Origin of the sequence: Brachybacterium sp., assembly GCF_036379615.1 — a bacterium.
GTDB lineage: Bacteria > Actinomycetota > Actinomycetes > Actinomycetales > Dermabacteraceae > Brachybacterium.
Genome location: NZ_DASVGJ010000056.1, coordinates 40,199 through 63,189, shown reverse-complemented (window position 1 = coordinate 63,189; position 22,991 = coordinate 40,199). Strand labels below are relative to the sequence as shown.

Here is a 22,991-nt window from a genome sequence, read left to right as displayed (position 1 = left end):
TCGTCGCACCGTGCGGCTGCCCCGACGATCGGTCTTGATCGGTGCCGGCCTGTTCCCGCTCGTGGTCGCCGGCTGCGGCACCGTCGGGTCCGAGCCCCCATCCATCCCGGGTGATCAGGAGCTGCTCCAGGAGCATGGCTTCGCCGACGCCGACGCGCACGAGATCATCGACCGGCTCGAATCGCTCCCGGTGGCCGAGCGACCGCAGAACCTGATCGCCAGCGTCACCTCGACGTCTCTTCAGCTCCAGGACGATGCAGGGCGCCAGGCCGAGCTGCCCTTTCCCGAGGATCAGTTCTACCTGTCAGTGGCCCCGTTCGTGGAGACCACGCACGAGTGCGCGTTCCACAGTCTGACGACGTGCCGCGGGGAACTGCGCAGCCGCGAGCTCACTGTGAGCGTGGTCGACAGCGGCTCGGGCAAGGTTCTCGAGGAGGGCACTCGCACCACGCACGACAACGGGTTCATCGGTTTCTGGCTGCCGCGCGGGATCACCGCGGAGCTCACGTGCACCCTCGAGGGTTACACGGGGACCGCGTCCATCTCGACCCAGGCGGAGGATGATCTGACTTGTCTGACCAGTCTCCAGCTGACATGAGCCGACGGAGCATCCGCACCGCACTTCGACGTCCCGTCACCGACCCAGTCGCGCAAAGCGGAGCACGTGCCGGCCCGAGTCGGCGGACCACACTCCGTCTGGGTGGCGGTCTGCTCGTCATTGCTCCCCTGCTTGCGGCGTGCAGCGGTTCCTCGGATGCCGCGAGCGAGGCGAATGCCGGGTACGTCTCCGGTGATGGTGTCGTCGTCGAGATCCCCCCGGAGGGTCGCGCCGAGCCTCTGGAAATCCAGGGAACCACCTACGACGGCGACGACTTCGACTCCACGACGCTGCGAGGTGCACCCTTGCTGATCAACGTCTGGTACGCCTCATGTCCGCCGTGCCGGGTCGAAGCGCCGGCGCTGAAGGCCGTGCACTCCGAGTACAGCGCCCTGGGAGTGGGATTCGTGGGCGTGAACACGCGCGACAAGGCCGGGCCGGCCGCCGCGTTCGAGGAGACCTTCGGCATCACCTATCCCTCGATCCCCGACCCCGACGGCGCGGTGATCGCGTCGATGGACGGCAGCGTCTCGCCCAATGCTGTCCCCACCACATTGATCCTCGATGCTGAGGGACGAGTAGCCGCCCGGATCGCGGGCGCTGCCGACCAGAGCACCCTCGAGAGCCTGCTGGATGCCGTGTTGGCGGAGGTCGCCTGATGGGTGAAGTGTTCGCCACCACCGTGCTGAGTGGACCTCTGGCCGCAGCCCTGCTCCTGTCGATGGTGGCCGGTCTGGTCGCGTTCCTCTCCCCGTGCGTGCTCCCGGTGGTCCCCGGCTACCTCGGATACATCACCGGGCTCACCGGACGGAGCGCCGGCACCCGTGGCAACAGTGATCCAGGCGAACGTCCATGGCGCCTGGTCGCCGGCGCGGTGCTGTTCGTGGCCGGGTTCACTGCGGTGTTCCTGGTCATCGGCGGATTCGTCGGTGCCCTTGGGTCATTGATGCTCCAGTACACGAGCGCGATCAATCGGATCTCCGGGGTGCTGGTGATCCTCATGGGCCTGGTGTTCGTAGGAGTCTTCCCCCGTCTCTCCGGTGAAAAACGGATCCGGAAACGCCCCGATGCCGGACTCGCCGGCGCACCCCTGCTCGGGATCACGTTCGGGTTCTCCTGGACCCCGTGCATCGGCCCAACGTTCGCCGCGGTCGCCGCACTCAGCCTCGGGGAGGCCTCCGCGAGCCGCGGCGCATTCCTCGCCTTCGGCTACGCGATCGGGCTCGGGATCCCGTTCATCCTCTTCGCCCTCATGTTCCGGCGCGCCCTCGGCATCTCCAGGGTGCTGTCCCGGCATCGCCGCACGCTCCAGATCATCGGTGGCTCCGTGCTCATCGCCATCGGAGTCCTGCTGGTCACCGGCGTGTGGGAGCAGTGGATGGCGCTCCTGCAAGTCCGGATCGGCAACTTCACCACAATCGTCTGAAGGGTGCGTCCCGCCGTGCGCAGCGGGCTCAGCGGTCAGCGGTCGCTCGGGGAAGCCGGATGGTGAAGGTGGCCCCCTGTCCAGGCCCCTCACTGACTGCGGCCATGGACCCGCCGTGGGCATCGACGAGGGCGCGGCTGATCGTCAGGCCGATGCCTGAGCCGGAGTTCTCACGGGTACGGGAGCTGTCGGCGCGAAAGAACCGTTCGAACAGGCGTGACCGGTCCTCCTTGGTGAATCCCTCGCCGTCATCTGCAACCGCGATCTCCACCGCGCTGCCGTAGGTGGCTGCCGAGACCGTGACGGTACCTCCGGGAGACGTGTGCCGAAGAGCATTGCTCAGCAGGTTCCCGAGCACTTGAGCGAGGCGGTCCGGGTCCGCGTGGATCGTCACAGAGTGGGGCAGGGCCGTTTCTCGTCGTAGTGCCACGCCCGCTGTCTCGAACCGTTCATCCCATGCCGGGAGTATCGACTCCAGCAGGTCGTCGACGGTGAGGGGGTGCAGCTCCACCGGGAGCTGTCCCTCCTCGGCCCGGGACACTTCACTGATGTCATCGGCCAGCCGCGAAAGTCGCATGGTCTGGCCGGCGACGATGGGCATGGCTGCCTCCGGCTCGATGACGCCATCGGCCATCGCCTCGTGATGTGCCGAGAGGGTGGCGATCGGAGTGCGCAGCTCGTGGGCGAGGTCGGAGAGCAGTTGGCGTCGTGTCTCTTCGACGGCGTCCAGGCGTGAGGCCATGTCGTTGAGCGTGGCGGCCAGGGAGTCGAGTTCGGTCCCGGCCCCGACGGAGGGCACGCGCGTGGAGTAGTGACCGCGGGACAGTTCATCGACTGCCGAGGTGAGGCCGTGTAGCGTTTGACGGAGTCGTCGCGCCAAGTTCCAGGTGACAAGGCCCGCGGCCAGGAGGGAGACCACCAGTCCGACTCCGAGGGCGAGTGCCAGTGCGTCGCGGTAGGCGCGTTCGATGTGGACGAGTTCAGCACTGCCCACGGGGAGGTCGGTCTGGAGCAGGTGGTAGTGGAAGACGACGGGCCCGATGATCACCGTCAGCGCCGTGATGGTGAGCGCGCCGGCGAGCAGCACGATGAGCTGGCCGATCATCAGGCGCGAGGCCAAGCTGGTGCCGGGGCGAAGCGTTCGAACAGTGGTACTCGGTGCAGTCACGAGCTCATCCCTTTCCCATCCGGTATCCGATGCCGCGCACCGTGGTGACGAATCGTGCGGACTCAGCCGTCTCGTCGAGCTTTCGTCGGAGATTGGCGATGTGCACATCGACGAGATGGTCATCGCCGATCCAGCTGTCTCCCCAGACGGCCTCCATCAGCTGTCTGCGACTGAAAGCCTGGCCAGGACTGTGCGCCAGGGTCATCAGGAGCCCCCTCTCGGTGGGGGTCAACGGGAGTGGCCGGCCGGCGAGACGCACCTCCTGGGCAGCTGTGTCGATCTCGAGCTCTCCAAACGTGCGCACCGTGTCCGAAGACGCCGTCCCGGAATCGGCGCGAGGCCTGCGCAGCACGGCCTGAACCCGAGCGACGAGCTCACGCACGCTGAACGGCTTGGTGAGGTAGTCGTCCGCGCCCACTGACAGGCCCACCAGGCGATCCACCTCCTCGGACCGTGCCGTCGTGATCAGCACGTAGCAGTCGGAGAAGGCGCGGATCCTGCGCATCACTTCTAGACCGTCGAGCCCGGGCAGGCCGAGATCGAGGATGATCACGTCCGGCGACAAGATGCTGGCCAGGTCCACCGCCTCCGGGCCGTTCCGCGCGCTCGCAGTCGCGTAGCCGGCCTTCACCAGATACGCCTGGACCACATCCGACAGCGCGGCTTCGTCCTCGACAACGAGAACCATCGCTGCTGCTCGATCCGCTTCATTCCTCATGGCTCCAGTCTGGTCTGCGTTCCTGGACACCGCGCGTCTACAGAGGTGCAGGCGGACTATCTGGACCAGATCTTGAGGAACTCTCGACGAGAACTTCGCCCGCCCCGGGGAACCTGGTGGGGACCACGTCGCGTACGAACTCGACCCACCAAGGAGACCCTCGATGCCGCCTACCGATGCGATGTCGTGGCTGGTATGGGTGATCGTCGCCGGTCTGCTCGCCCTCCTCTGGGCCTCGGCACTGCTGCTGGCACGCACCGTGCTGCCCGGGTGTCCACCCGCGCGCAGGATGAGAACGAGGCGATCGGAGAACTCTCACTGCGTCTCGCTCGAGAAGAGATCACGACCGTCGAGTTCGAACAACGGCGACAACTGGGCATGGACGCCTGTCGGCCATGACCCCCTCCCTCCAGAAGGACTGCACCTGTGAAGAGTATTTCCCGCCGCACTGTGTTCACCGGAGGTCTCGGTGCGGCAGCGCTGACGCTCGCGGCCTGCGGCAACCGCACCACCCCGACTGAGGCGGGGACCTTCGCACCGCCTCCTGCCCTGACGCCGAAGGCCGGTCAGAACGTCGTCACCCAGACCCTCACCGCGGCGCCGACGACCGTGGACCTCGGAGGGAAGACGGTCTCGACCTGGGCATACGGCGAGACCCTCCCCGGGCCGCCGATCCGCGCCACAGCCGGCGACCTCCTGCGCATCACGCTCGAGAACCGCCTGCCCGAGACCTCCACGATCCACTGGCACGGCATCCGACTGCACAACGCAGCCGACGGGGTGCCCGGAATGACCCAGGACCCGGTCGAGCCGGACACCTCCTACACCTACGAATTCGTCGCCCCCGACCCCGGCACCTACTTCCTCCACTCCCACGTCGGATTGCAACTCGACCGCGGGCTCTACGCACCACTGATCATCGACGACCCCGACGAACCCGGGGACTACGACGCGGAATGGATCGTGACCCTCGATGACTGGATCGATGGGACCGGGCAGACCCCAGACGAGGTCCTGGCCGCGCTGACCAGCGCCGGGCCCTCAGATACCGGCGGCATGGAACACGGCAACATGCCCATGGGCGACGACACCGCCGACGGTGGATCCGGAGGCATGGATCACGGCGGCATGCCGATGGGGAACGCACCCTGGGGAGACGCCGGTGACGTGGCCTACCCCCACTTCCTCATCAACGGCCGGATCCCCGAAGCACCGCAGATCTTCGACGCGAAGCCCGGCCAGCGCGTGCGCATCCGCATGATCAACGCCTCCGCCGACACCATCTTCGCTCTCGCGCTCGGCGACCACGACCTCTCCGTCACCCACTCGGATGGATTCCCCGTCGAACCGGTCACCGCCAAGGCGCTCTATCTCGGAATGGGCGAACGGTACGACGTGGCGGTCACCGTAAAGGACGGCATGTTCCCTCTGGTGGCCCGTCCCGTCGGGAAACCCAGCGGCGGCCAAGGGCTCGCCGTGCTGAGGACCGGTGCCGGGAAAGCGCCCGCCGCGGACGTCCAGGTCCGGGAGCTCGATGGGGAGGTCCTCATCGGATCCACGCTGGAACCGGCCGAGACCGCGCGACTCGAGGACCGCGCCGTCGACACCGAGCTCGAGCTCGCGTTCCAAGGCTCGATGCAGCCGTACCAATGGGCCATCAACGGCGCCCCCTACGGGCAGAACACGCCACTCAGCATCCGCGAGGGACAGCGTGCGCGCATCCTCGCGACCAACCAGACGATGATGAGCCACCCCTTACACATACACGGCCACACCTTCGCCCTGCCCTCCGGTCTTCGCAAGGACACCGTGATGATGGCACCCATGGAATCGTTCGCCCTCGACTTCGATGCGGACAATCCAGGCCGGTGGGCAGCGCACTGCCACAACGCGTACCACCAGGAAGTCGGCATGATGACAGGGATCGACTACGCGACCTGACGTCGTACGGCCACGCCCCCGAGGGCGTCACGGTGAGGCCGGTTGCGTCACTGCGCTCGATTCGACCGTCCTTCACCTCATCGTCCGAGACGTTCACGACCAGACGTGTGCCAGCCACCAACCTGCTGATCGGAGGCCCCGCACGGAGCGCATCTCCCCGTTGTCCCCTGCCAGAGCAGACTCTCCAACCCTGCTCGGGCGCCTCATGCGCCGGATGGTTTCGCGCGCCGGACAGGCAGCCGTAACGCTTGCATGCTACCCGGCGGGGGTATAGCCTTCCTTTTGAGTCCATACCCCCTGGGGGTATCCGCTGAGAAGGAGCACAATCATGACGACGACGCACGAGTACCAAGTGACGGGAATGACCTGTGGGCATTGCGAGATGTCCGTCCGCGAGGAGGTCGGGGAGCTCCCCGGGGTGACCGACATCCAGGTGAGCGCCCAGACGGGCCGCCTCGCCGTCACGTCCGAGGAGCCCCTCGATGACGCAACGGTCCTCGCCTCGGTCGAGGAGGCCGGCTACTCGGCGGTCAAGGCCCGATGAATGCCGCGGGACGACTGATCGCCTACGGCGCCGCTGTCGCAGTGACCTTCGGCGGCGCCTTCGTCGCGGCCGGCGCCGTCGTCCCGGACCGGGTCGTCGAGCGATGGGCCACACAGGCAGCCGACACATCGCACGATGAGGCCAGCCACGAGGCCGCAGGCACCCTGCCCGCGGTCTCACCACAAAAGGGAGTCTCGATGTCCTCGCAGGGCTACGTGCTGTCCGAAGTCTCCGCTCCGCAGTCCACCGAGGAGTCCGGTGAACTCGTCTACACGATTACCGGGCCCGACGGGAGCCCCGTCACGGAGTATCAGGAGGCCCACGAGAAGCAGATGCACCTGATCGTGGTCCGCACCGACGGCACCCAGTACCGCCATGTGCACCCGGAGCTGGACCCGTCCACCGGAAGCTGGTCCCTACCCTGGCAGTGGGAGGAGGCCGGCACGTACAAGATCTATGCCGACTTCGCCCCCACCGGCGACGGCGAGGACACCCTGACGCTGTCTCGAACCGTTGACGTTGCTGGCGAACTCACGCCGGTCACCGACCGTCCCCTCTCCGCGAAGGACGAGGTGGACGGGTTCGAGGTGACTCTGGACGGGGACCTGACTGCCGGGACCTCCAGCGACCTCACGCTGAGCGTCACCCAGGACGGCGCTCCGGTGACCACCTTGGAGCCCTACCTAGGTGCCTTCGGCCATCTCGTCGCCCTGCGCGAGGGCGATATGGAGTACCTCCACGTCCACGCCGAGGGCGAGGACCCGTCTGCTGGAGAGACCTCCGGCCCGGAGGTCTCCTTCATGGCGGAGGCACCCACGGCCGGCCACTACTACCTCTACCTGGACTTCCAGATCGATGGCGAGGTGCACACCGCGCGGTTCGTCGTCGAGGCGGAGCAGGGCACCGAGAACGAGAGCGCCGATGCGCACCCAGAGGGTCACTGACCCCATGGGGCCGGATCGACCGTCTCAACAGATCGGAAAGGACCTGCAGTGAACCCCGAAACACCGCTCATCGCGGAAGCCGGCATCGAGCTGGAGATCGGCGGCATGACGTGCGCATCCTGCGCGAACCGGATCGAGCGGAAACTCAACAAGCTCGACGGCATCACCGCGACCGTCAACTACGCCACCGAGAAAGCCAAGGTGACGGCCCCAGAGGGCTACGATCCGCAGCTGCTCGTCAGTGAAGTCGAAAAGACCGGATACACCGCCGCACTGCCCAAGCCCGCCACCCGCAAGGACTCAGCGAACACGCCTGGGGACGATCAGGAGAGCTCCGACCCGGAGCTCACCTCCCTGCGCCACCGGCTGATCGGTGCGGTCGTGCTGACCGTCCCGGTCATCGCGATGGCGATGATCCCCGCCCTTCAGTTCACCTACTGGCAGTGGCTCTCGCTGGCGCTTGCGGCCCCGGTCATCGTGTGGGGCGCCTGGCCGTTCCACAAGGCGGCCTGGACGAACCTCAAGCACGGCGCAGCCACGATGGACACGCTCATCTCGATGGGCACCTCTGCTGCCCTGCTGTGGTCCCTGTACGCACTGTTCTTCGGAACCGCCGGCACCCCAGGCATGACTCACCCCTTCGAGCTGACGATCGCGCCCTCCGACGGGGCAGCGAACATCTACCTCGAGGTCGGTGCGGGTGTCACGATGTTCATCCTGGCCGGCCGCTACTTCGAGAAGCGCTCCAAGCGCCAGGCCGGCGCCGCCTTGCGCGCCCTGCTCGAGCTCGGTGCGAAAGAAGTCTCCGTGCTGCGCGGAGGCCAGGAGCAGAAGATCGCCATCGACGACCTCGTAGAGGGTGACGACTTCATCGTCCGCCCTGGCGAGAAGATCGCCACCGACGGCACCGTCGTCTCCGGCACCTCTGCGGTCGACGCCTCCATGCTCACCGGGGAGTCGGTCCCCGTCGAGGTGGGTGAGGGGGACGCCGTCACCGGTGCCACCGTCAACGCCGGCGGGCGGCTCGTGGTCCGTGCTACGCGCATCGGCTCCGACACCCAGCTGGCCCAGATGGCCAAGCTCGTCGAGGACGCCCAGACCGGCAAGGCCGAGGTCCAACGCCTGGCCGACCGCATCTCGGGGATCTTCGTGCCGATCGTCATCCTGGTCGCCGCGCTCACCCTCGGGGCGTGGCTCGGCGCCGGGTTCCCCGTCACCGCGGCCTTCACCGCCGCCGTCGCCGTGCTCGTGATCGCCTGCCCCTGCGCGCTGGGTCTGGCGACTCCGACCGCGCTATTGGTGGGCACCGGCCGCGGAGCCCAGATGGGTGTTCTGATCAAGGGCCCCGAGGTGCTCGAGTCCACCCGCAAGGTCGACACCGTGGTGCTGGACAAGACCGGTACCGTCACCACCGGCAAGATGACCCTCACCGATGTCGTCACCGATGAAGGCACCGATCGCGCCGAGCTGCTGCGCCTGGCCGGCGCCGTCGAGGACTTCTCCGAGCACCCGATCGCCCAAGCGATCGCCAAGGGCGCCACCCAGGAGGTCGGCGAACTCCCGACACTCTCGGACTTCACCAACGTCGAAGGCAAGGGTGTGCGCGGCACAGTCGAAGGACGGGCTGTCGTCGTCGGCCGAGAGAGCCTCCTCGCCGAGACGCAGATGGCGCTGAGCCCCGCGGTCGCCGCTGCCAAGGCGGAGGCCGAGGAACAGGGCAAGACCGTCGTCGCCATCGGCTGGGACGGAATCGCCCGGGGAATCCTGGTGGTCGCTGACACGGTCAAGCCCACCAGCGCTGAGGCCGTCGCCGCCATGAAGGCGCTGGGTCTGACCCCGGTCCTGCTGACCGGCGACAACGAGGCCGTGGCCCGCCAGATCGCTGCCGAGGTAGGCATCGCCGAGGTCATCGCCGAGGTGCTGCCGTCGGAGAAGGTCGATGTGGTCTCCCGCCTCCAGCGCGAGGGCCGCACCGTCGCAATGGTGGGCGACGGCGTCAATGACGCCCCCGCCCTCGCCCAGGCCGACCTGGGACTGGCGATGGGCACCGGCACCGACGTCGCGATCGAGGCCAGCGACATCACCCTGGTGCGAGGTGACCTCCGCAGCGCCGTCGATGCCATCCGCCTGTCCCGCAAGACCCTCGGCACGATCAAGACCAACCTGTTCTGGGCGTTCGCCTACAACACGGCCGCGATCCCCATCGCCGCGCTCGGCATGCTCAACCCCATGCTCGCCGGCGCCGCGATGGCCTTTTCCAGTGTGTTCGTCGTGGGCAACAGTCTGCGCCTGCGCGGCTTCACCTCCATCGCGAAGCACTGACCCCTCCGCAAGAAACCCTATGGAAGGAACCCCATGAACGACACGACCGACCAGACCTCCAGCTGCTGCGGCCACACCTCCCACTCCTCCGTGGAGTCCGAGGGGCGCCCGAACCTGATGGGCGCCGCGGAGGACGACATGGCCACCTGTCCGGTGATGGAGGGCAGGCCCGTCGTCAAGAGCACCGCCGAGGCCGCGGGCTTGTTCCGCGACTACGAGGGCACCCGCTACTGGCTGTGCTGCGCCGGCTGCGGCCCGCTGTTCGACGCCGACCCGAAGAAGTACGTCGCCGCCTGAGGACCACCGCTCAGCGGGAGGGGGCCACTGTCAGACAGTGCGCCCCCTCCCCCATATAGATCGGAGCTCGGCAATGCCCGACACGACGCACGTTCTCGTCATCGGTGCAGGAGCTGCGGGGTCGGCCGCAGTCCGGGAGTTTGCTCAGCACGAGGGGATCACCACAACCGCCGATTCGGGGCTACGCGCGCCGTCTCTACCTCTCCCCTCCTTCTCACCCACGACCGAGCAGGTCGGCTCGTCGGAGTCAGCGGCCTGGATGCCGCCGCCGACGTCATGGCTCTGGTGCCGCGCCTCAACTCCTCGATCACGCCGATGCTGACAGCGGAATCCAACTCCTCGACATATACCCCCTAGGGGTATATGGTCGGGTGCATGAACGCTGGCAACCACCCACCCCGTCACGACCACGGAGGACCCGGCATGCAGCACTCTCATCCTTCTCCCACACCTCAGGGCGCCCACACCGGTATTGCTGAGCACGACGCACCCGACGCGCATCACGACCACGGAACTCACGGAGACCACGAGGACCACTCGGGACACGAGGGCCACTCAGCGCACGGCGGTCACGCCGGTCACGGGGACCACGTCGGGCAGTTCCGGCGGCTGTTCTGGATCAACCTGATCATCGCGGTTCCGGTTGTCGTGTTCTCGCCGATGTTCGCGATGCTGCTCGGGTACAGCATTCCCGATGTCCCCGGCGCGATGGGGATCGCCCCGATCCTCGGCACCGTCATGTACGTCTGGGGCGGCCGCCCGTTCCTCACCGGCGCCGTCTCCGAGATCCGCTCGCGCCAGCCCGGGATGATGCTCCTGATCGGGCTCGCGATCACGGTCGCGTTCATCGCCTCCTGGGGGGCGACCCTCGGGATCCTCGACCGCCAGCTCGAGTTCTGGTGGGAGCTCGCCCTGCTGATCGTGATCATGCTGCTGGGCCATTGGGTCGAGATGCGCTCCCTCGCCCAGACCACCTCCGCGCTCGACTCCCTGGCCGCACTACTCCCGGACATGGCAGAACGCATCGAAGGCGACGAGCTCGTGAGCATCTCGCCCACCGAGCTGCAGCGAGGCGACCTCGTCCTCGTCCGCCCCGGGGCGAGCGTCCCGGCTGACGGCACGATCCGCGAAGGCCGCGCCGACGTGGACGAGTCCATGGTCACCGGCGAGTCCCGCCCCGTGACGCGCTCCACCGGAGACTCCGTCGTGGCGGGCACCGTCGCCACCGACTCCAGCCTCCGCATCGAAGTCACCGCCACCGGCGACGACACCGCCCTCGCCGGAATCCAGCGCCTGGTCACCGAGGCGCAGAACTCCACCTCCCGGGCACAGCGCATCGCAGACAAAGCTGCGGCGTGGCTCTTCTGGTTCGCTCTCGGCGCCGCCGTGATCACCGCGATCACCTGGTCACTGCTCGGCATGCCCGATGATGCCGTCGTTCGCACGGTAACCGTCCTGGTCATCGCCTGCCCCCACGCGCTGGGGCTCGCGATCCCGCTGGTCGTCTCGATCGCCACCGAGCGGGCCGCCCGCGGCGGCGTCCTGGTGAAGGACCGCCTGGCCCTGGAAGCAATGCGCACCGTCGACGCCGTCCTGTTCGACAAGACCGGCACCCTCACCAAGGGCGAGCCCGTCCTCGCCGAGATCATCACCCGCGGCGCGGACAAGACCGAGGTGCTGGCCCTGGCAGCTGCCGCCGAGGCGGAGAGCGAGCACCCGCTCGCCCGCGCCATCGTCGCCAAGGCACAGACCGAAGGAGCCCAGATCCCTGCGGGCTCAGACATCAGCTCCACTCCGGCACTCGGCGTGAGTGCCCAGGTGGACGGGCACGAGATCCGCGTGGGCGGTCCCCGCCTGCTCGAGGAGACCGGAGTGAGCGAAGTCGACGAGGCCGAGGCCTGGCGCCAGGAGGGCGCGATCATCCTCCACGTCCTCTGTGACGGCGAGGTGATCGGCGGTCTCAAGCTCCACGACGAGGTACGCCCCGAATCTCGCGACGCCGTCGATGCCCTGCACAGCTTGGGCGTCGAGGTCGTCATGATCACCGGTGACGCCGAGGCGGTCGCGAACAGCGTCGGCAAGGAGCTCGGCATCGACCGGGTCTTCGCCGGGGTGCGACCCGAGGACAAGTCCTCGAAGGTCGCCCAGCTCCAGAAGGAGGGCAAGAAGGTCGCGATGGTCGGCGACGGCGTCAACGACGCCCCTGCCCTCGCCCAGGCCGATGTCGGCATCGCCATCGGTGCCGGCACCGACGTCGCGATCGCCTCCGCCGGGGTCGTGCTCGCCAGCTCCGATCCACGCTCGGTGCTCTCAGTCATCGAGCTATCCCGCGCCGCCTACCGAAAGATGAAGCAGAACCTCTGGTGGGCAGCCGGCTACAACCTGATCTCCGTGCCGCTCGCGGCGGGGATCCTCGCCCCGATCGGGTTCGTGCTGCCGATGTCCGTCGGCGCGATCCTCATGTCCCTGTCCACCATCGTCGTCGCCCTGAACGCCCAGCTCCTGCGACGCCTCGACCTTCGCCCGGAGGCGACCGTCGCGGCCGTCCGAGCTCGCCACTGACCCTCCCTCACCGAATGGAATCACTCATGAGCACTGCACCTGACCCCACCGAGGAACAGGTCTGCCACAGCGGACCCCACGGCTACATCCAGGACAAACCCCGCTACCTCAACCGCCTCAAGCGCATCGAAGGCCAAGCCCGCGGGATTTCTCGGATGGTCGACGAGGAGGTCTACTGCATCGACATCCTCACCCAGATCTCTGCCCTGAACAGCGCACTCGAGAATGTAGCGCTGGGACTGCTCGACGACCACCTCCGTCACTGCGTCCTCGACGCCGCCCGGGAAGGCGGAGAAGCAGCCGAGATCAAACTGAAGGAGGCCTCCGACGCGGTACGGCGCCTCGTCAAGGCGTGACGCGTTCCCGGGGACCGCTTGCTCTCTCTCGTAGGCGGGCCGCGGTGCGGTTACAGTCCGATCTTGCCGGCTGTGGAGTCTTCGAGGGCGCTGGCGGGGCGCACGTACCGTGCGAGTGAGTCCAGTCGACGGTGTCTGGTAGTGCGGGAGATGGTCATCGAGTCGACGCCCGCCGCTGCGGCGGATGTCGCGTGTCCGGCGCGCAGCGAGTGTCCCGAGACCCAGGTCTGGGCGACTCCTGCGATGTGGGCGTAGTCCTTCTCGTTGATGTTGGCTGCTGCGGCGCGGGCCTGGATGATGCGGGCGATCGAGCGGTCCGACAGTGCGGTGTCGCCGATACGGGAGTGGTTGTAGATCCGAGAGAACAGCGGACTCCCAACCCCCAACTTCCTACCGCTAGCTTCGAACCATGCTTCGAGTGCGAGGACCGGGCACGTCTCGGAGTGGGCCCCGAGTGGGATGCCGATGAGGTCTCCTCTCCCGGTCTGGTCGGTCTTCGAGCGGCGGATCTGCAGCAGCAGGCCGGCGCCCTGACGGGCGATGTCGTTCGTGGTGAGGGCTGCGAGCTCGCGGCGACGCAGTGCGGCGGCAAGCCCGAGGAGGAGGATCGCACGGTCACGCTTGCCGGTCGCGGTCTCGAGATCGTCCATCGCGTCGATGGCCTGACGCATCAGGACGGTCGTCAGTGGAGTCGCCCGGCGCGACGGTGAAGTCCCCAGGGCTCTCCCGGCGGAGCGGAGCGCCTGTCGGACTCCGTGATGGGCGGTGGGATCGCCAAGACCTTTGTCGAGATGGGCGGCGGAGATCGCGGCGACATCCCGGGAGATCGTCGAGTGGGCGACCAGTTCGGCGCGGTGCGCGATGTAGGACGCGACCACCTCCGGACCTGTAGGGATGCTCGGGTAGCCCCACACCCGGCACCAGGCCGTGAAGGTGCGCATGGCGGAGGCGTAGGAGCGTCGCGTCTCGGCGGAGCGGCTGCTGGCGAGGAGGGCGCCGACACTCTGGGCGTCCTCGAGCGTGACGGGGGTGGGCGGTGCCGTCCGTGTGTCGAGGGCTCTGCTCATGTGGACTCCTTGGAAAGCTCGAGAGCTCAGGGGCTCCCGTGGTGCCCGGTAGCGGGCGTCAGACTGCGCTCTCATTCTCCTGGCTGGAGACCCAGTCGTTGATGTTGGAGACGCGGTAGCGGACGCGGCCGCCGAGCTTGACGTAGGCAGGGCCCAGGCCGAGGGTGCGCCAGTTGGCGAGGGTTCCGGCGGCGAGGCCGAGGACGTCGGCGACTTCGTTGGCGGTCATCAGTTCGTCGAGCGTGACGACATCGCGGGGTGCGGGCTTGCGGGGCATCGTGTCCTCCGGATTCGAGCGGGGCCGCGGTCCGGCCCTTGTACTTCGCGACAGTGGGCGGGGGCTCACGGAACCTGTCGCGGAGGTAACGGCGCACGCAGGCGGGCTCACTGTGCGTCACGCGATGTGCGCCTGGTCCGACCTGCTCGTGAACCAGCAGGAGTGCCTCGATACGGCCACGCGGGGGACGCACGCGATGTCCGTGCAGGAGGTGCAGAGGGCGACGAGGGCTCAGACCGCGTCGACCTTCTCTGGGCTGGGGAGTACGTCGGAGGGTCTTTGGTCGAGGACGCGATGACCGTAGGCTGATGTGATCGGCGAGAGGAGGTGGGTGCATGTCCCGCGCCGCGACCACCAGGTTGGAACCTGGAGAGCACAGCATCGACCGGGCTCAGGTATTCCCGTACCGCGACGGCTTCGCCATCCGATGGTCGATTCGGCTCAACAGCGGGCGGCTCATGCGCCCGCTCACTCAGGGGCCGACAAAGGGCAAGGTGAGGGCTCGAGCGAGGGCGCGGGCTGCAGACCTGTTGAGCGGTTCCAGCGACGGCAAGTGGAAGGGCACCAGCGACACCCTCGACTATCTGGACAAGGTCACGCTCCCGGCCATCCGTGCCGAGCGACTGGCCGACACGACGACCCGGCGCTACGAGCTCGCGTACCGGCTTCTGCGCGGGGAGTGCGGCGACGAGGGATGCAAGCACACCCATTCTCTGGCCGGTCTGTCGCTGCGAGAGGCGATGCGGCCTCGAGCCCTGATCTCGTGCCTGGAGGAGATCGGGAGGCAGCATGGTGCGGTCAACGCGAAGCATGCCAAGACGGTCGCGAAGAAGTACCTGGCGGCGCCGCTGCGCGTGGATGAGGTGATCGAGTACAACCCCCTGATCGAGCTGGATCTCGACCTGTCCGGAGCGAAGAAGCCCGCATACTCGCGGGGCGGCCGGGCGCTGACCGCGGAGCAGTACCGCGCGGCGATCGAGTACCTGCTGGCCGCCGATCCGGAGGACGTGGAGGCACCGAAGCGTGGACGGTGGACGCACGGGCAGCGGGTGGTCGAGCGGGCCGCGTGCATCGACATCGTGCTCGCGCAGGCGACGACGGGGCTGCGGACCTCCGAGCTGTGCATGAGGCCCACGGAGGACTGCCACGTTGACGATTCGGGCACGTTCATCGTTGAGTTGTCGCCGGAGGCCACGAAGACGCGAACGGGTCGCCCGGTCCCTGTCCTCGCCCCTGCGGTGAGCAAGCGGTTGGCGGCGAGGCTGGAGTCGGGCTCTCCGTGGCTGTTCCCGTCGCCGACGGACCCGGCCAAGCCGTGGGATCCGCGCAACCGGGACAGGAAGCTCGCGGCGATGTACAAGGAGCTGGGCGAGAAGCTGAACATCGAGATGTTCGAGAATGAGCGCGGGCACTCGTGGCGCACGACGAACAACACCCTGTTGTACGACGTGCTGCCGGAGGCGACCCGCACTCGGTTGTTCGGGCATACGGCAGCCGTGAATCGGCAGCGGTACACGGCGGTCACGAGCACGGAGGCTGTGGTCTCTGCGGCAGCCGCCATGTTCGAAAGTGACCGCTAGAGTGACCGCTAGCGGCGGGATTTGGCGGTCACATCCCGGAACCTCCGTGAAGCGTGTGGCTACAAGTATCCGCTCACTGCCAGCGCATTCGTCGTCCGACCTGGGAATCTACCCCTAGTTCGCTCCGAGTCAGGGGGTCGCAGGTTCAAATCCTGTCAGCCCGACCGAGACAGAACACCCTCCCATCTGCTGGTGGGAGGGTGTTCTGCGTTCCGGGTGCGGAGTCCTCAGCTCGTCGTCGGACCGACCCAGATCTGCTGAGCGTTGGTGAACTCGCGGATGCCGTGCGGGCCCAGCTCGCGGCCGTAGCCGGAGCGCTTGATCCCGCCGGAGGGCAAGCGTGGATCAGATTTCACGATGCCGTTGACCGCGACCTGTCCGGCCTCGATGCGCCGGGCCAGTTCGATGCCGCGCTCGGTCTCCGTCCAGATCGCGGCGCCCAGACCGTAGGGCGTGTCGTTCGCGAGCGCCAGGGCGTGCTCGGCATCGTCCGCGGCGATCACCACGGCGATCGGCCCGAAGGTCTCCTCGGTGCAGGCGGCCATCCCCGGCTCCACCCCGGTCAGCATCGTCACCGGATAGAAGAAGCCCTCCCCCTCCGGCATCTCGCCGCCCATCACCAGCGTCGCGCCGGCCTCGACGCTCGCGGTGACCTGGCGGTGGAGGTTCTCCCGCAGCTCCTTGCGGGCGATCGGCCCCACCTTGGTGGCCGGGTCCCGGGGATCACCGACCGGCAGGTCACGCAGCTGGGCGGCGAGCAGCTCGACGAACTCGTCATGCACGGAGCGCTCGACGATCACGCGCTTCGCGGCGATGCAGGACTGGCCGGCATTGATGATCCGTGAGAGCGCCGAGACCTCGGCGGCCTTCTGCAGGTCCGCATCGGCCAGCACGATGCACGGGTCGGAGCCGCCCAGCTCGAGGACCGCGGGCTTGATCTCGCTGGCCGCGACGGCGGCGACCTGCGCCCCGGCCCGGTCGGAACCGGTGAAGGAGACCGCCTGCACCCGGGGATCGCGGATCGCCTGCTCGACGTCCTCGGTCCGGGCGAGCAGGGTCTGGAAGACGCCCTCGGGAGCACCCGCCTCCCGGAACACCCGCTCGAGCGCCTCGGCGCAGCCGGGCACGTGCGGGTCGTGCTTCATGATGGCGGTGTTGCCGGCCATGAGCGCCGGGGCGCAGAAGCGGAAGGCGACCCAGAAGGGGGCGTTCCAGGGCAGGATCCCGAGCACCGGTCCCAGCGGCAGGTACTGGACGTAGGACGAGGTCGCATCCGACTCCAGGTGCTCGTCGGCGAGGTACTCCGGGGCGAACTCGGCGTAGTGCTCGGCGGCCCACGCCGACTTCGCGACCTCGCCGCGGGCCTCGCCGATCGGCTTGCCCATCTCCTCGGTCATCAGCGGGGCGAGCTCCTCGGTGCGCTCGCGCAGCGTGGCCGCGACGCGACGCAGCACCTCGGCGCGCTCGGCGAGGGTCGTCCCCTTCCAGGAGGTGTACGCGGTGCGGGAGCGGCCGATGATCTCGGTGATCTCCTCCGGCGTCGCGGCGGGGACCTCGCGCACCACGGCGCCGGTGGTGGGATCGATGGCGGTCAGCATGGTCATGGGTGCTGCTCCTCTCAGAAGCGTGGTGCGAGGACGGCGCCGGCGGGGAAGGATCGAGCGGAGCTCTCGTGGACGGTGAAATCCTCCGGGAGGGTGAAGAAGGACGCGCAGCCATCGGCGGTGACGTGGACGGTGTCGGAGATGCCGACGGTCTTGTCCCCGTCCACCCCCCACATCCATGGCAGCAGATGGAAGGTCATGCCCTCCTCGAGCTCTCGCTCGTCCCCCTCCAGCAGGGAGACGATGTAGCCCTCGTCCCAGGACGGCGGGAAGGCGATGCCGATCGAGTAGCCCGCGCGGGTGACCAGCTGCGCCCCGACCTCGTTGCTCTCGATCCGGGAGCGGGTGAGCTCGGCGATCTCGGAGATCGTGACCCCCGGCTTCATCAGGGAGCGCAGCTCAGCGAGGGTCTGCTTCATGAGCTCCTGCGCGGCGTGCATGGAGTCGGACAGCGCCCCGTTGACCACGGTGCGCATCATCGCCGTGTGATAACGGCGATAGCAGCCTCCCACCTCGAGGAAGACATGCTCCCCGGGGCGGATCATGCGCCCCTCCCAGGTGGAGTGGCCGATCATCGACCGGGGGCCGGAGGCGACGTAGGGCACCACCGCCGGGAACTCCCCGCCCGCACGGAACATGGCCGAGGTGATCGCGGCGGCGACGTCGTTCTCGGTCGCCCCGGACATCGCCGCGCCCAGCCCCGCCGCCATCCCGGCCTCGCCGGCGTAGGCCGCGAGCTGCATCACCTCGATCTCGGCGGGCGACTTGCGGACCCGGCCCTCCTCGACGATGCCGAAGCAGTCCACCAGCCCCTCGCCGAAGGCGTCGTGGAAGCGGTCCTGCTGATAGGCGGGGAAGTAGTAGCTGTTGCGCTCGTAGCCCACCTTCGAGTCCGCGAGCCGCAGGTCGCGCAGGGTGCTGACCAGCTCGAGGATGGCGTCGCCGTTGTCCGGGTAGGGGCGCGAGTGCTCGAGCCAGGTCCGCGCGATCACGTTGGACTCCTCGAGCGCACGCGTGATCATCACCGAATCCGCCTCCAGCGGCACCACCAGGGCCTGGAAGAAGGAGTAGCCGGTGGTCTGGTAATCGGTGAGGTACATCAGGTTCTCGGGATCCGTGATGATCACCGCGTCCAGCTCCCGCGCGGCCATCCTTCCCCGCAGCTCCCCCAGCCGCCGCTCGTACTCCTCGGGGGCGAAGGTCATGTCGGACCGGCGACGCATCAGACGGCCTTCGCCGCGGCGTCGACGGCCTGTGCGAGCAGGTCCAGACCTGCCGCGAGATCCTCCTCGGGGATCGTCAGCGGCGGGATCAGCTTGATCACCCGGCCTCCGCTGCCGCAGGGCCCGATCAGCAGGCCACGCTCGAAGCACTCCTGCTGGACCTGCTTGGCGAAGGTCCCGTCCCCGGTGTCCAGGGCCTGCATCATGCCTCGGCCCCGCACCTCCCACTCCTGGTCGGGATGGGCGGCGGCGATCGCGTCGAGCGCCCCGCGCATCTGCTCGCCCTTGGCGAGCACCCCGGCGAGGAAGGCCTCGTCGGTGAAGTAGTCCAGCGCCACCGTGCCTGCCACGAAGGACAGCCCCTGCCCTCGGAAAGTGCCGGTGTGGGCGCCCGGGGACCAGTTCGCGTCGACCTCCGGCTTGTTGAGGTTCATCGCGATCGGGGTGCCGAAGCCGCCGAGTCCCTTGGCCAGCGTGATGATGTCCGGATCCAGGCCCATCCCGTCGAAGGAGAAGTAGCCACCGGTGCGGCCGACCCCCGCCTGGATGTCGTCGATGATGAACAGCGCGCCGACCTCGCGGGCGAGGTCCTGGATCTCGTGCAGCCATTCGCGGCTGGCGAGATTCACGCCGCCCTCTGCCTGGACCGGCTCGATGAGGAAGGCTGCCGGCGGTGTGACACCGCTGGAGGGGTCCCGCAGCGCGGCCGCATAGTCGGCGACTCCGGTGCGCCCGCCGGGAGCGGTCTCGAAGGGCAGGCGCACGACGTCGGTGAGCGGCACCCCGGCCCACTGACGGAAGGCGTGGTTCGCGGTCGCGGCGAGCGAACCGAGGGTCATGCCGTGGAAGCCGTGGCTGAAGGCCACGATCTCCCGGCGTCCGGTGCTCAGGCGAGCCAGCTTGAGCGCCGCCTCCACCGCGTTGGAGCCGGTGGGGCCCATGAACTGCAGCTTGTGGTCCATATCGCGCGGCGCGAGGACCACCTCGTGGAAGCGGGCGATGAAGTCCCGCTTCGTGGTGGTGTAGGTGTCCAGGCTGTGCGCCACCCCGTCGGCCTGCAGGAAGTCGATCATCGCCTCCTTCATCCGCGGGTTGTTGTGCCCGAAGTTCAGCACCCCGGCCCCGGCGAAGAAGTCGATGTAGCTCGTACCGTCCTCGGAGACCTGGCGGGCGTTGGAGGCCGAGGCGAACACCGTGGGATATGCGCGGCAGTACCCGCGGATCTCGGACTCATGCTCTTCGAAGATGCTGGTGTCCATGGGGACCTCCCGTCGCGGTGAAGGGCGGCGATGCTCCTCGATACCGGCTCCTGGCGAAGACCGCCCCATCTGGCACGTGCTGCCGGTGAGCTGACTCTCACCCGGTGGCGCCCACCCCGTCAAGCACCAGGTCGGCGAGGACATCACCGACTTTGCTCCCGCAGGTCACCGTGCCGACCGATCGGTCAGCGGGGACCGCTCAGCGTGGATCCTGGGCCTGCCAGTCGAGACCCTCGAGGGAGATCTCCTCGGCCATGTCCTGGAGGAAGCGGGTCACCATCTCACGTTCGGCGGGCCGCAGGCGCCGCGCCGCGTCCACGCGGCGCGCCTGCTGGACGCCGATCGTCCGCATCGCCGTGCGGCGCGTCTCGGGCTCGATGGTGATCACCAGCGCCCGTCGGTCCGAGGGATGCCGCGTCCGGTGGATGTGCCCGGCGGCCTCGAGCCGGTCCAGCAGCTTGGTGGTCGACGCCGTGGAGATCTGCAGGTTCTGCGCGATCGCGCCCGGTGTGGCGCTGATGCCGATGTTCTCGGAGACGATCAGGAAGTGCAGCGCCCGCATGTCCGTCTCCCCCAGCTGCATGTATCGCAGGGAGGCCTCCGAGAGCTCCCGCTCCGCCGCGCGGAGCCGGGACAGCGCAGTCATCAGTCCATCGATCTGCGCGATGTCCTCAGGGCTGAGGCCGCTGCGGTCCACCAGCTCCTGATCGGGATCACTGGAGGCGAGGCTGAACAGCGACGGGACCGCAGCCCCAGGATCACGACTCCCTTGCTGCGGCGGGCGGTCACTCATGGCGCCATGATACGCGGATCGAGCATCACAAGTAGATATCTCGGCTAACTACATACATGTGTCAGACTGTGCCCGTTCACCGCACGTCGAAAGGGACGACCATGGCTTCCTCGGAGCACTCTTCGGGCCCCACCAGCGAGCCCACCCACCGGTCCGCACGGCCGCGGACCCCCCGCGCGCTCCGCGTGCTCGTCCCCGCGCTGTTGATCGTGGGCTGGCTGCTCGCAGCCGGGATCGGCGGCCCGTACTTCGGACGGGTCGACGAGGTCTCCTCGAACGATCGCACCACCTACCTCCCCGAGACCGCCGACGCCACCCAGGTCGCTCTCGTCGCGCCGGAGTTCCTCGGCTCCGAGTCGATCCCCGCGATCATCGTGATCACCTCACCCGAGGAGATCGACGAGCAGACGCTCGCCACGCTCGAGGAGACGACCGCGGCGCTCGCCGATGTCGAGGAGGTCAGCGGCGACGTCTCCCCTGTGCTCCTCTCCGACGACGGTCTGGCTGCGCAGGTGTTCCTTCCGCTGGACCCCGATGCGGAGATCTCCGAGGTGATCGCGCAGATCGAGGAGGACCTCGCCGCAGACCTCCCCTCGGAGCTGTCTGCGTACGTCACCGGTCCGGCCGGGTTCACCGCGGACCTCGCCGCGGCTTTCTCGGGGATCGACGGTCTGCTGCTCGCCGTGGCGCTCGCGGCCGTGTTCGTCATCCTCATCGTCGTCTACCGCTCGGTGATCCTGCCTCTGGTCGTGCTCGCCACCAGCATCTTCGCGCTGTGCGCCGCGCTGCTGACGATCTGGCACCTCGCCGCAGCGGACGTGCTGCTGCTGTCCGGCCAGACCCAGGGAATCCTGTTCATACTGGTCATCGGGGCTGCGACCGACTACTCGCTGCTCTACGTCGCCCGGTACCGCGACGAGCTGAGGCACACCAAGGACCGCTGGCCGGCGACGATGAAGGCGATGCGAGGCACGATCGAGCCCGTGCTGGCCTCGGGAGGCACCGTGATCGCCGGACTGCTGTGCCTGCTGCTGTCCGATCTGAAGTCCAACAGCACTCTGGGGCCCGTGGCATCCATCGGCATCCTCTTCGCGATGGCGGCCGCGCTGACGTTCCTCCCTGCGGCGCTCTACGCCCTGGGCCGCGTCGCCTTCTGGCCGCGTCGGCCGCTCTTCGAGCCCGACGCGTCCGATGCCGGCGCCGACCCGTCCGACCACGGTGTCTGGGGCCGGATCGCCCTCGCAGTGCGACGTCGGCCGCGGCCGATCTGGATCGTCACCGCCCTGGTGCTCGCCGTGGGGTGTCTGGGAGTGACCCAGCTCCAGGCCGATGGCGTGCCGCAGTCCGACCTCGTGCTGGCCGAGTCCTCGGCCCGCGACGGACAGGCCGCGCTGGGCGAGCACTTCCCGGGCGGAGCCGGCTCCCCGGCACAGGTCGTCGTCGACGAATCCTCCCTGCAGGAGGCCGCTGAGCTCCTCCTGGCGGCGGACGGGGTCGATTCGGTCACCGTCACCGCGGCGGAGTCCCCCAGCGGTTCCGCGCCGGTGACCGAGGAGGGCGTTCAACCCCTGGGACCGCCCGGGGCACCGTCCCCGGCGCCCACCGTCGTGCAGGGGGACGTTCTCCTCCAGGCCACGCTCTCCGACGCCCCGGACTCCGCCGCTGCGGAGGAGACGGTCCGTGCTCTTCGCACCGAGTTCGGCGCGCAGGACATCGACGCCCTGATCGGCGGCGAGACCGCGACATCGATCGACACCAACGATGCCTCTGCCAGCGATCGCACGCTGATCATCCCGATCGTGCTCGTGGTCATCCTGCTCATCCTGATGCTCCTGCTGCGCTCGATCCTGGCACCGATCCTCCTGGTCGCGACCACGGTGCTGTCGTTCGGGACCGCGCTGGGAGCATCGGCCCTGGTCTTCGAGAACCTCTTCGACTTCCCCGGCGCTGACCCGGCGGTTCCGCTGTACGGCTTCGTGTTCCTGGTCGCACTCGGCATCGACTACAACATCTTCCTGATGACCCGGGTGCGGGAGGAGTCGCTGCAGCACGGCACACGGGAGGGGGTGGTGCGCGGGCTCTCCGTCACCGGCGGGGTGATCACCTCGGCCGGACTGGTGCTGGCGGCGACCTTCGCGGCCCTCGGGGTGATTCCGATCCTCTTCCTCGCACAGATCGCGTTCATCGTCGCGTTCGGTGTTCTGCTCGACACGTTCGTGGTGCGCACACTGCTGGTGCCGGCGCTCGCGCTGGACCTCGGGAAGGTGATCTGGTGGCCCTCGAGGCTGTGGCGGCGCGGCCAGGAGTGACCG

At 68.3% G+C, this 22,991-nt stretch carries 20 protein-coding genes; 12 read left to right on the top strand and 8 right to left on the bottom strand.

All coding sequences use genetic code 11. The features are described 5' to 3' along the window. Positions 1–34: 34 nt before the first annotated feature. The 3 genes from VF289_RS11010 to VF289_RS11000 are packed head-to-tail and all read left to right on the top strand — an operon-like array spanning position 35 to position 2,024. Entirely contained in the window at positions 35–598 is a 564-nt protein-coding gene (locus VF289_RS11010; protein WP_330883932.1) for a CueP family metal-binding protein, read from the top strand. After that, positions 595–1,257: a TlpA disulfide reductase family protein gene (locus VF289_RS11005; protein ID WP_330883931.1), complete on the top strand. Its 663-nt coding sequence runs from the start codon at positions 595–597 to the stop codon at positions 1,255–1,257. The genes VF289_RS11010 and VF289_RS11005 overlap by 4 nt, the downstream gene beginning before the upstream one ends. Beyond that, the gene (locus VF289_RS11000) at positions 1,257–2,024 is read left to right on the top strand and encodes a cytochrome c biogenesis CcdA family protein (RefSeq protein WP_330883930.1); all 768 of its coding nucleotides are present in this window, start codon (positions 1,257–1,259) and stop codon (positions 2,022–2,024) included. Before VF289_RS11005 ends, VF289_RS11000 begins: the two co-directional genes overlap by 1 nt. Positions 2,025–2,052: 28 nt before the next feature. On the opposite strand, the gene VF289_RS10995 is transcribed toward VF289_RS11000, so the two are convergent. After that, positions 2,053–3,129: a sensor histidine kinase gene (locus VF289_RS10995; protein ID WP_330883956.1), complete on the bottom strand. Its 1,077-nt coding sequence runs from the start codon at positions 3,127–3,129 to the stop codon at positions 2,053–2,055. Positions 3,130–3,196: 67 nt separating this feature from the next. Further along, on the bottom strand, positions 3,197–3,880 hold the full coding sequence (locus VF289_RS10990; protein ID WP_330883929.1) for a response regulator transcription factor: 684 nt from the start codon (positions 3,878–3,880) through the stop codon (positions 3,197–3,199). Positions 3,881–4,336: 456 nt separating this feature from the next. On the opposite strand from VF289_RS10990, the gene VF289_RS10985 reads away from it, so the two are divergent. The 7 genes from VF289_RS10985 to VF289_RS10955 all read left to right on the top strand — a co-directional run bounded on the left by VF289_RS10985 (position 4,337) and on the right by VF289_RS10955 (position 12,876). Further along, positions 4,337–5,851, top strand: a complete 1,515-nt coding sequence (locus tag VF289_RS10985) for a multicopper oxidase family protein (RefSeq protein WP_330883928.1) — start codon at positions 4,337–4,339, stop codon at positions 5,849–5,851. Between the two features lie 328 nt (positions 5,852–6,179). After that, positions 6,180–6,395 (top strand): heavy-metal-associated domain-containing protein, encoded by a 216-nt coding sequence (locus VF289_RS10980; RefSeq protein ID WP_330883927.1) that lies wholly within the window; start codon positions 6,180–6,182, stop codon positions 6,393–6,395. Continuing rightward, a complete protein-coding gene (locus VF289_RS10975) occupies positions 6,392–7,339 on the top strand; it encodes a hypothetical protein (protein ID WP_330883926.1) in 948 nt (315 codons plus the stop codon). Before VF289_RS10980 ends, VF289_RS10975 begins: the two co-directional genes overlap by 4 nt. A 48-nt stretch (positions 7,340–7,387) precedes the next feature. Then, positions 7,388–9,661: a heavy metal translocating P-type ATPase gene (locus VF289_RS10970; RefSeq protein WP_414644471.1), complete on the top strand. Its 2,274-nt coding sequence runs from the start codon at positions 7,388–7,390 to the stop codon at positions 9,659–9,661. 33 nt (positions 9,662–9,694) lie between these two features. Further along, entirely contained in the window at positions 9,695–9,958 is a 264-nt protein-coding gene (locus tag VF289_RS10965; protein ID WP_330883925.1) for a hypothetical protein, read from the top strand. 423 nt (positions 9,959–10,381) lie between these two features. Beyond that, positions 10,382–12,520 (top strand): heavy metal translocating P-type ATPase, encoded by a 2,139-nt coding sequence (locus tag VF289_RS10960; RefSeq protein WP_330883924.1) that lies wholly within the window; start codon positions 10,382–10,384, stop codon positions 12,518–12,520. 26 nt (positions 12,521–12,546) lie between these two features. Continuing rightward, on the top strand, positions 12,547–12,876 hold the full coding sequence (locus VF289_RS10955; RefSeq protein ID WP_330883923.1) for a metal-sensitive transcriptional regulator: 330 nt from the start codon (positions 12,547–12,549) through the stop codon (positions 12,874–12,876). Between the two features lie 50 nt (positions 12,877–12,926). Here VF289_RS10955 and VF289_RS10950 read toward each other — a convergent pair whose 3' ends face one another. After that, entirely contained in the window at positions 12,927–13,943 is a 1,017-nt protein-coding gene (locus tag VF289_RS10950; RefSeq protein WP_330883922.1) for a tyrosine-type recombinase/integrase, read from the bottom strand. Positions 13,944–14,001: 58 nt separating this feature from the next. Then, entirely contained in the window at positions 14,002–14,220 is a 219-nt protein-coding gene (locus tag VF289_RS10945; protein ID WP_330883921.1) for a helix-turn-helix domain-containing protein, read from the bottom strand. 335 nt (positions 14,221–14,555) lie between these two features. On the opposite strand from VF289_RS10945, the gene VF289_RS10940 reads away from it, so the two are divergent. Further along, the gene (locus VF289_RS10940) at positions 14,556–15,800 is read left to right on the top strand and encodes a tyrosine-type recombinase/integrase (protein ID WP_330883920.1); all 1,245 of its coding nucleotides are present in this window, start codon (positions 14,556–14,558) and stop codon (positions 15,798–15,800) included. 227 nt (positions 15,801–16,027) lie between these two features. On the opposite strand, the gene VF289_RS10935 is transcribed toward VF289_RS10940, so the two are convergent. From VF289_RS10935 to VF289_RS10920, 4 genes are all read right to left on the bottom strand, one after another. Continuing rightward, entirely contained in the window at positions 16,028–17,404 is a 1,377-nt protein-coding gene (locus tag VF289_RS10935; protein WP_330883919.1) for an NAD-dependent succinate-semialdehyde dehydrogenase, read from the bottom strand. A 14-nt stretch (positions 17,405–17,418) separates the two neighbouring features. Continuing rightward, a complete protein-coding gene (gene doeA / locus VF289_RS10930; protein WP_330883918.1) occupies positions 17,419–18,627 on the bottom strand; it encodes an ectoine hydrolase in 1,209 nt (402 codons plus the stop codon). After that, positions 18,627–19,886, bottom strand: coding sequence for an aspartate aminotransferase family protein (locus VF289_RS10925; protein ID WP_330883917.1), 1,260 nt, complete (start codon positions 19,884–19,886; stop codon positions 18,627–18,629). The genes doeA and VF289_RS10925 overlap by 1 nt, the downstream gene beginning before the upstream one ends. A gap of 199 nt (positions 19,887–20,085) precedes the next feature. Next, entirely contained in the window at positions 20,086–20,679 is a 594-nt protein-coding gene (locus VF289_RS10920; protein WP_330883916.1) for a MarR family winged helix-turn-helix transcriptional regulator, read from the bottom strand. A gap of 101 nt (positions 20,680–20,780) precedes the next feature. Here VF289_RS10920 and VF289_RS10915 point away from each other — a divergent pair, with 101 nt between their 5' ends. Next, positions 20,781–22,988, top strand: a complete 2,208-nt coding sequence (locus VF289_RS10915; RefSeq protein WP_330883915.1) for an MMPL family transporter — start codon at positions 20,781–20,783, stop codon at positions 22,986–22,988. Positions 22,989–22,991 lie beyond the last annotated feature (3 nt).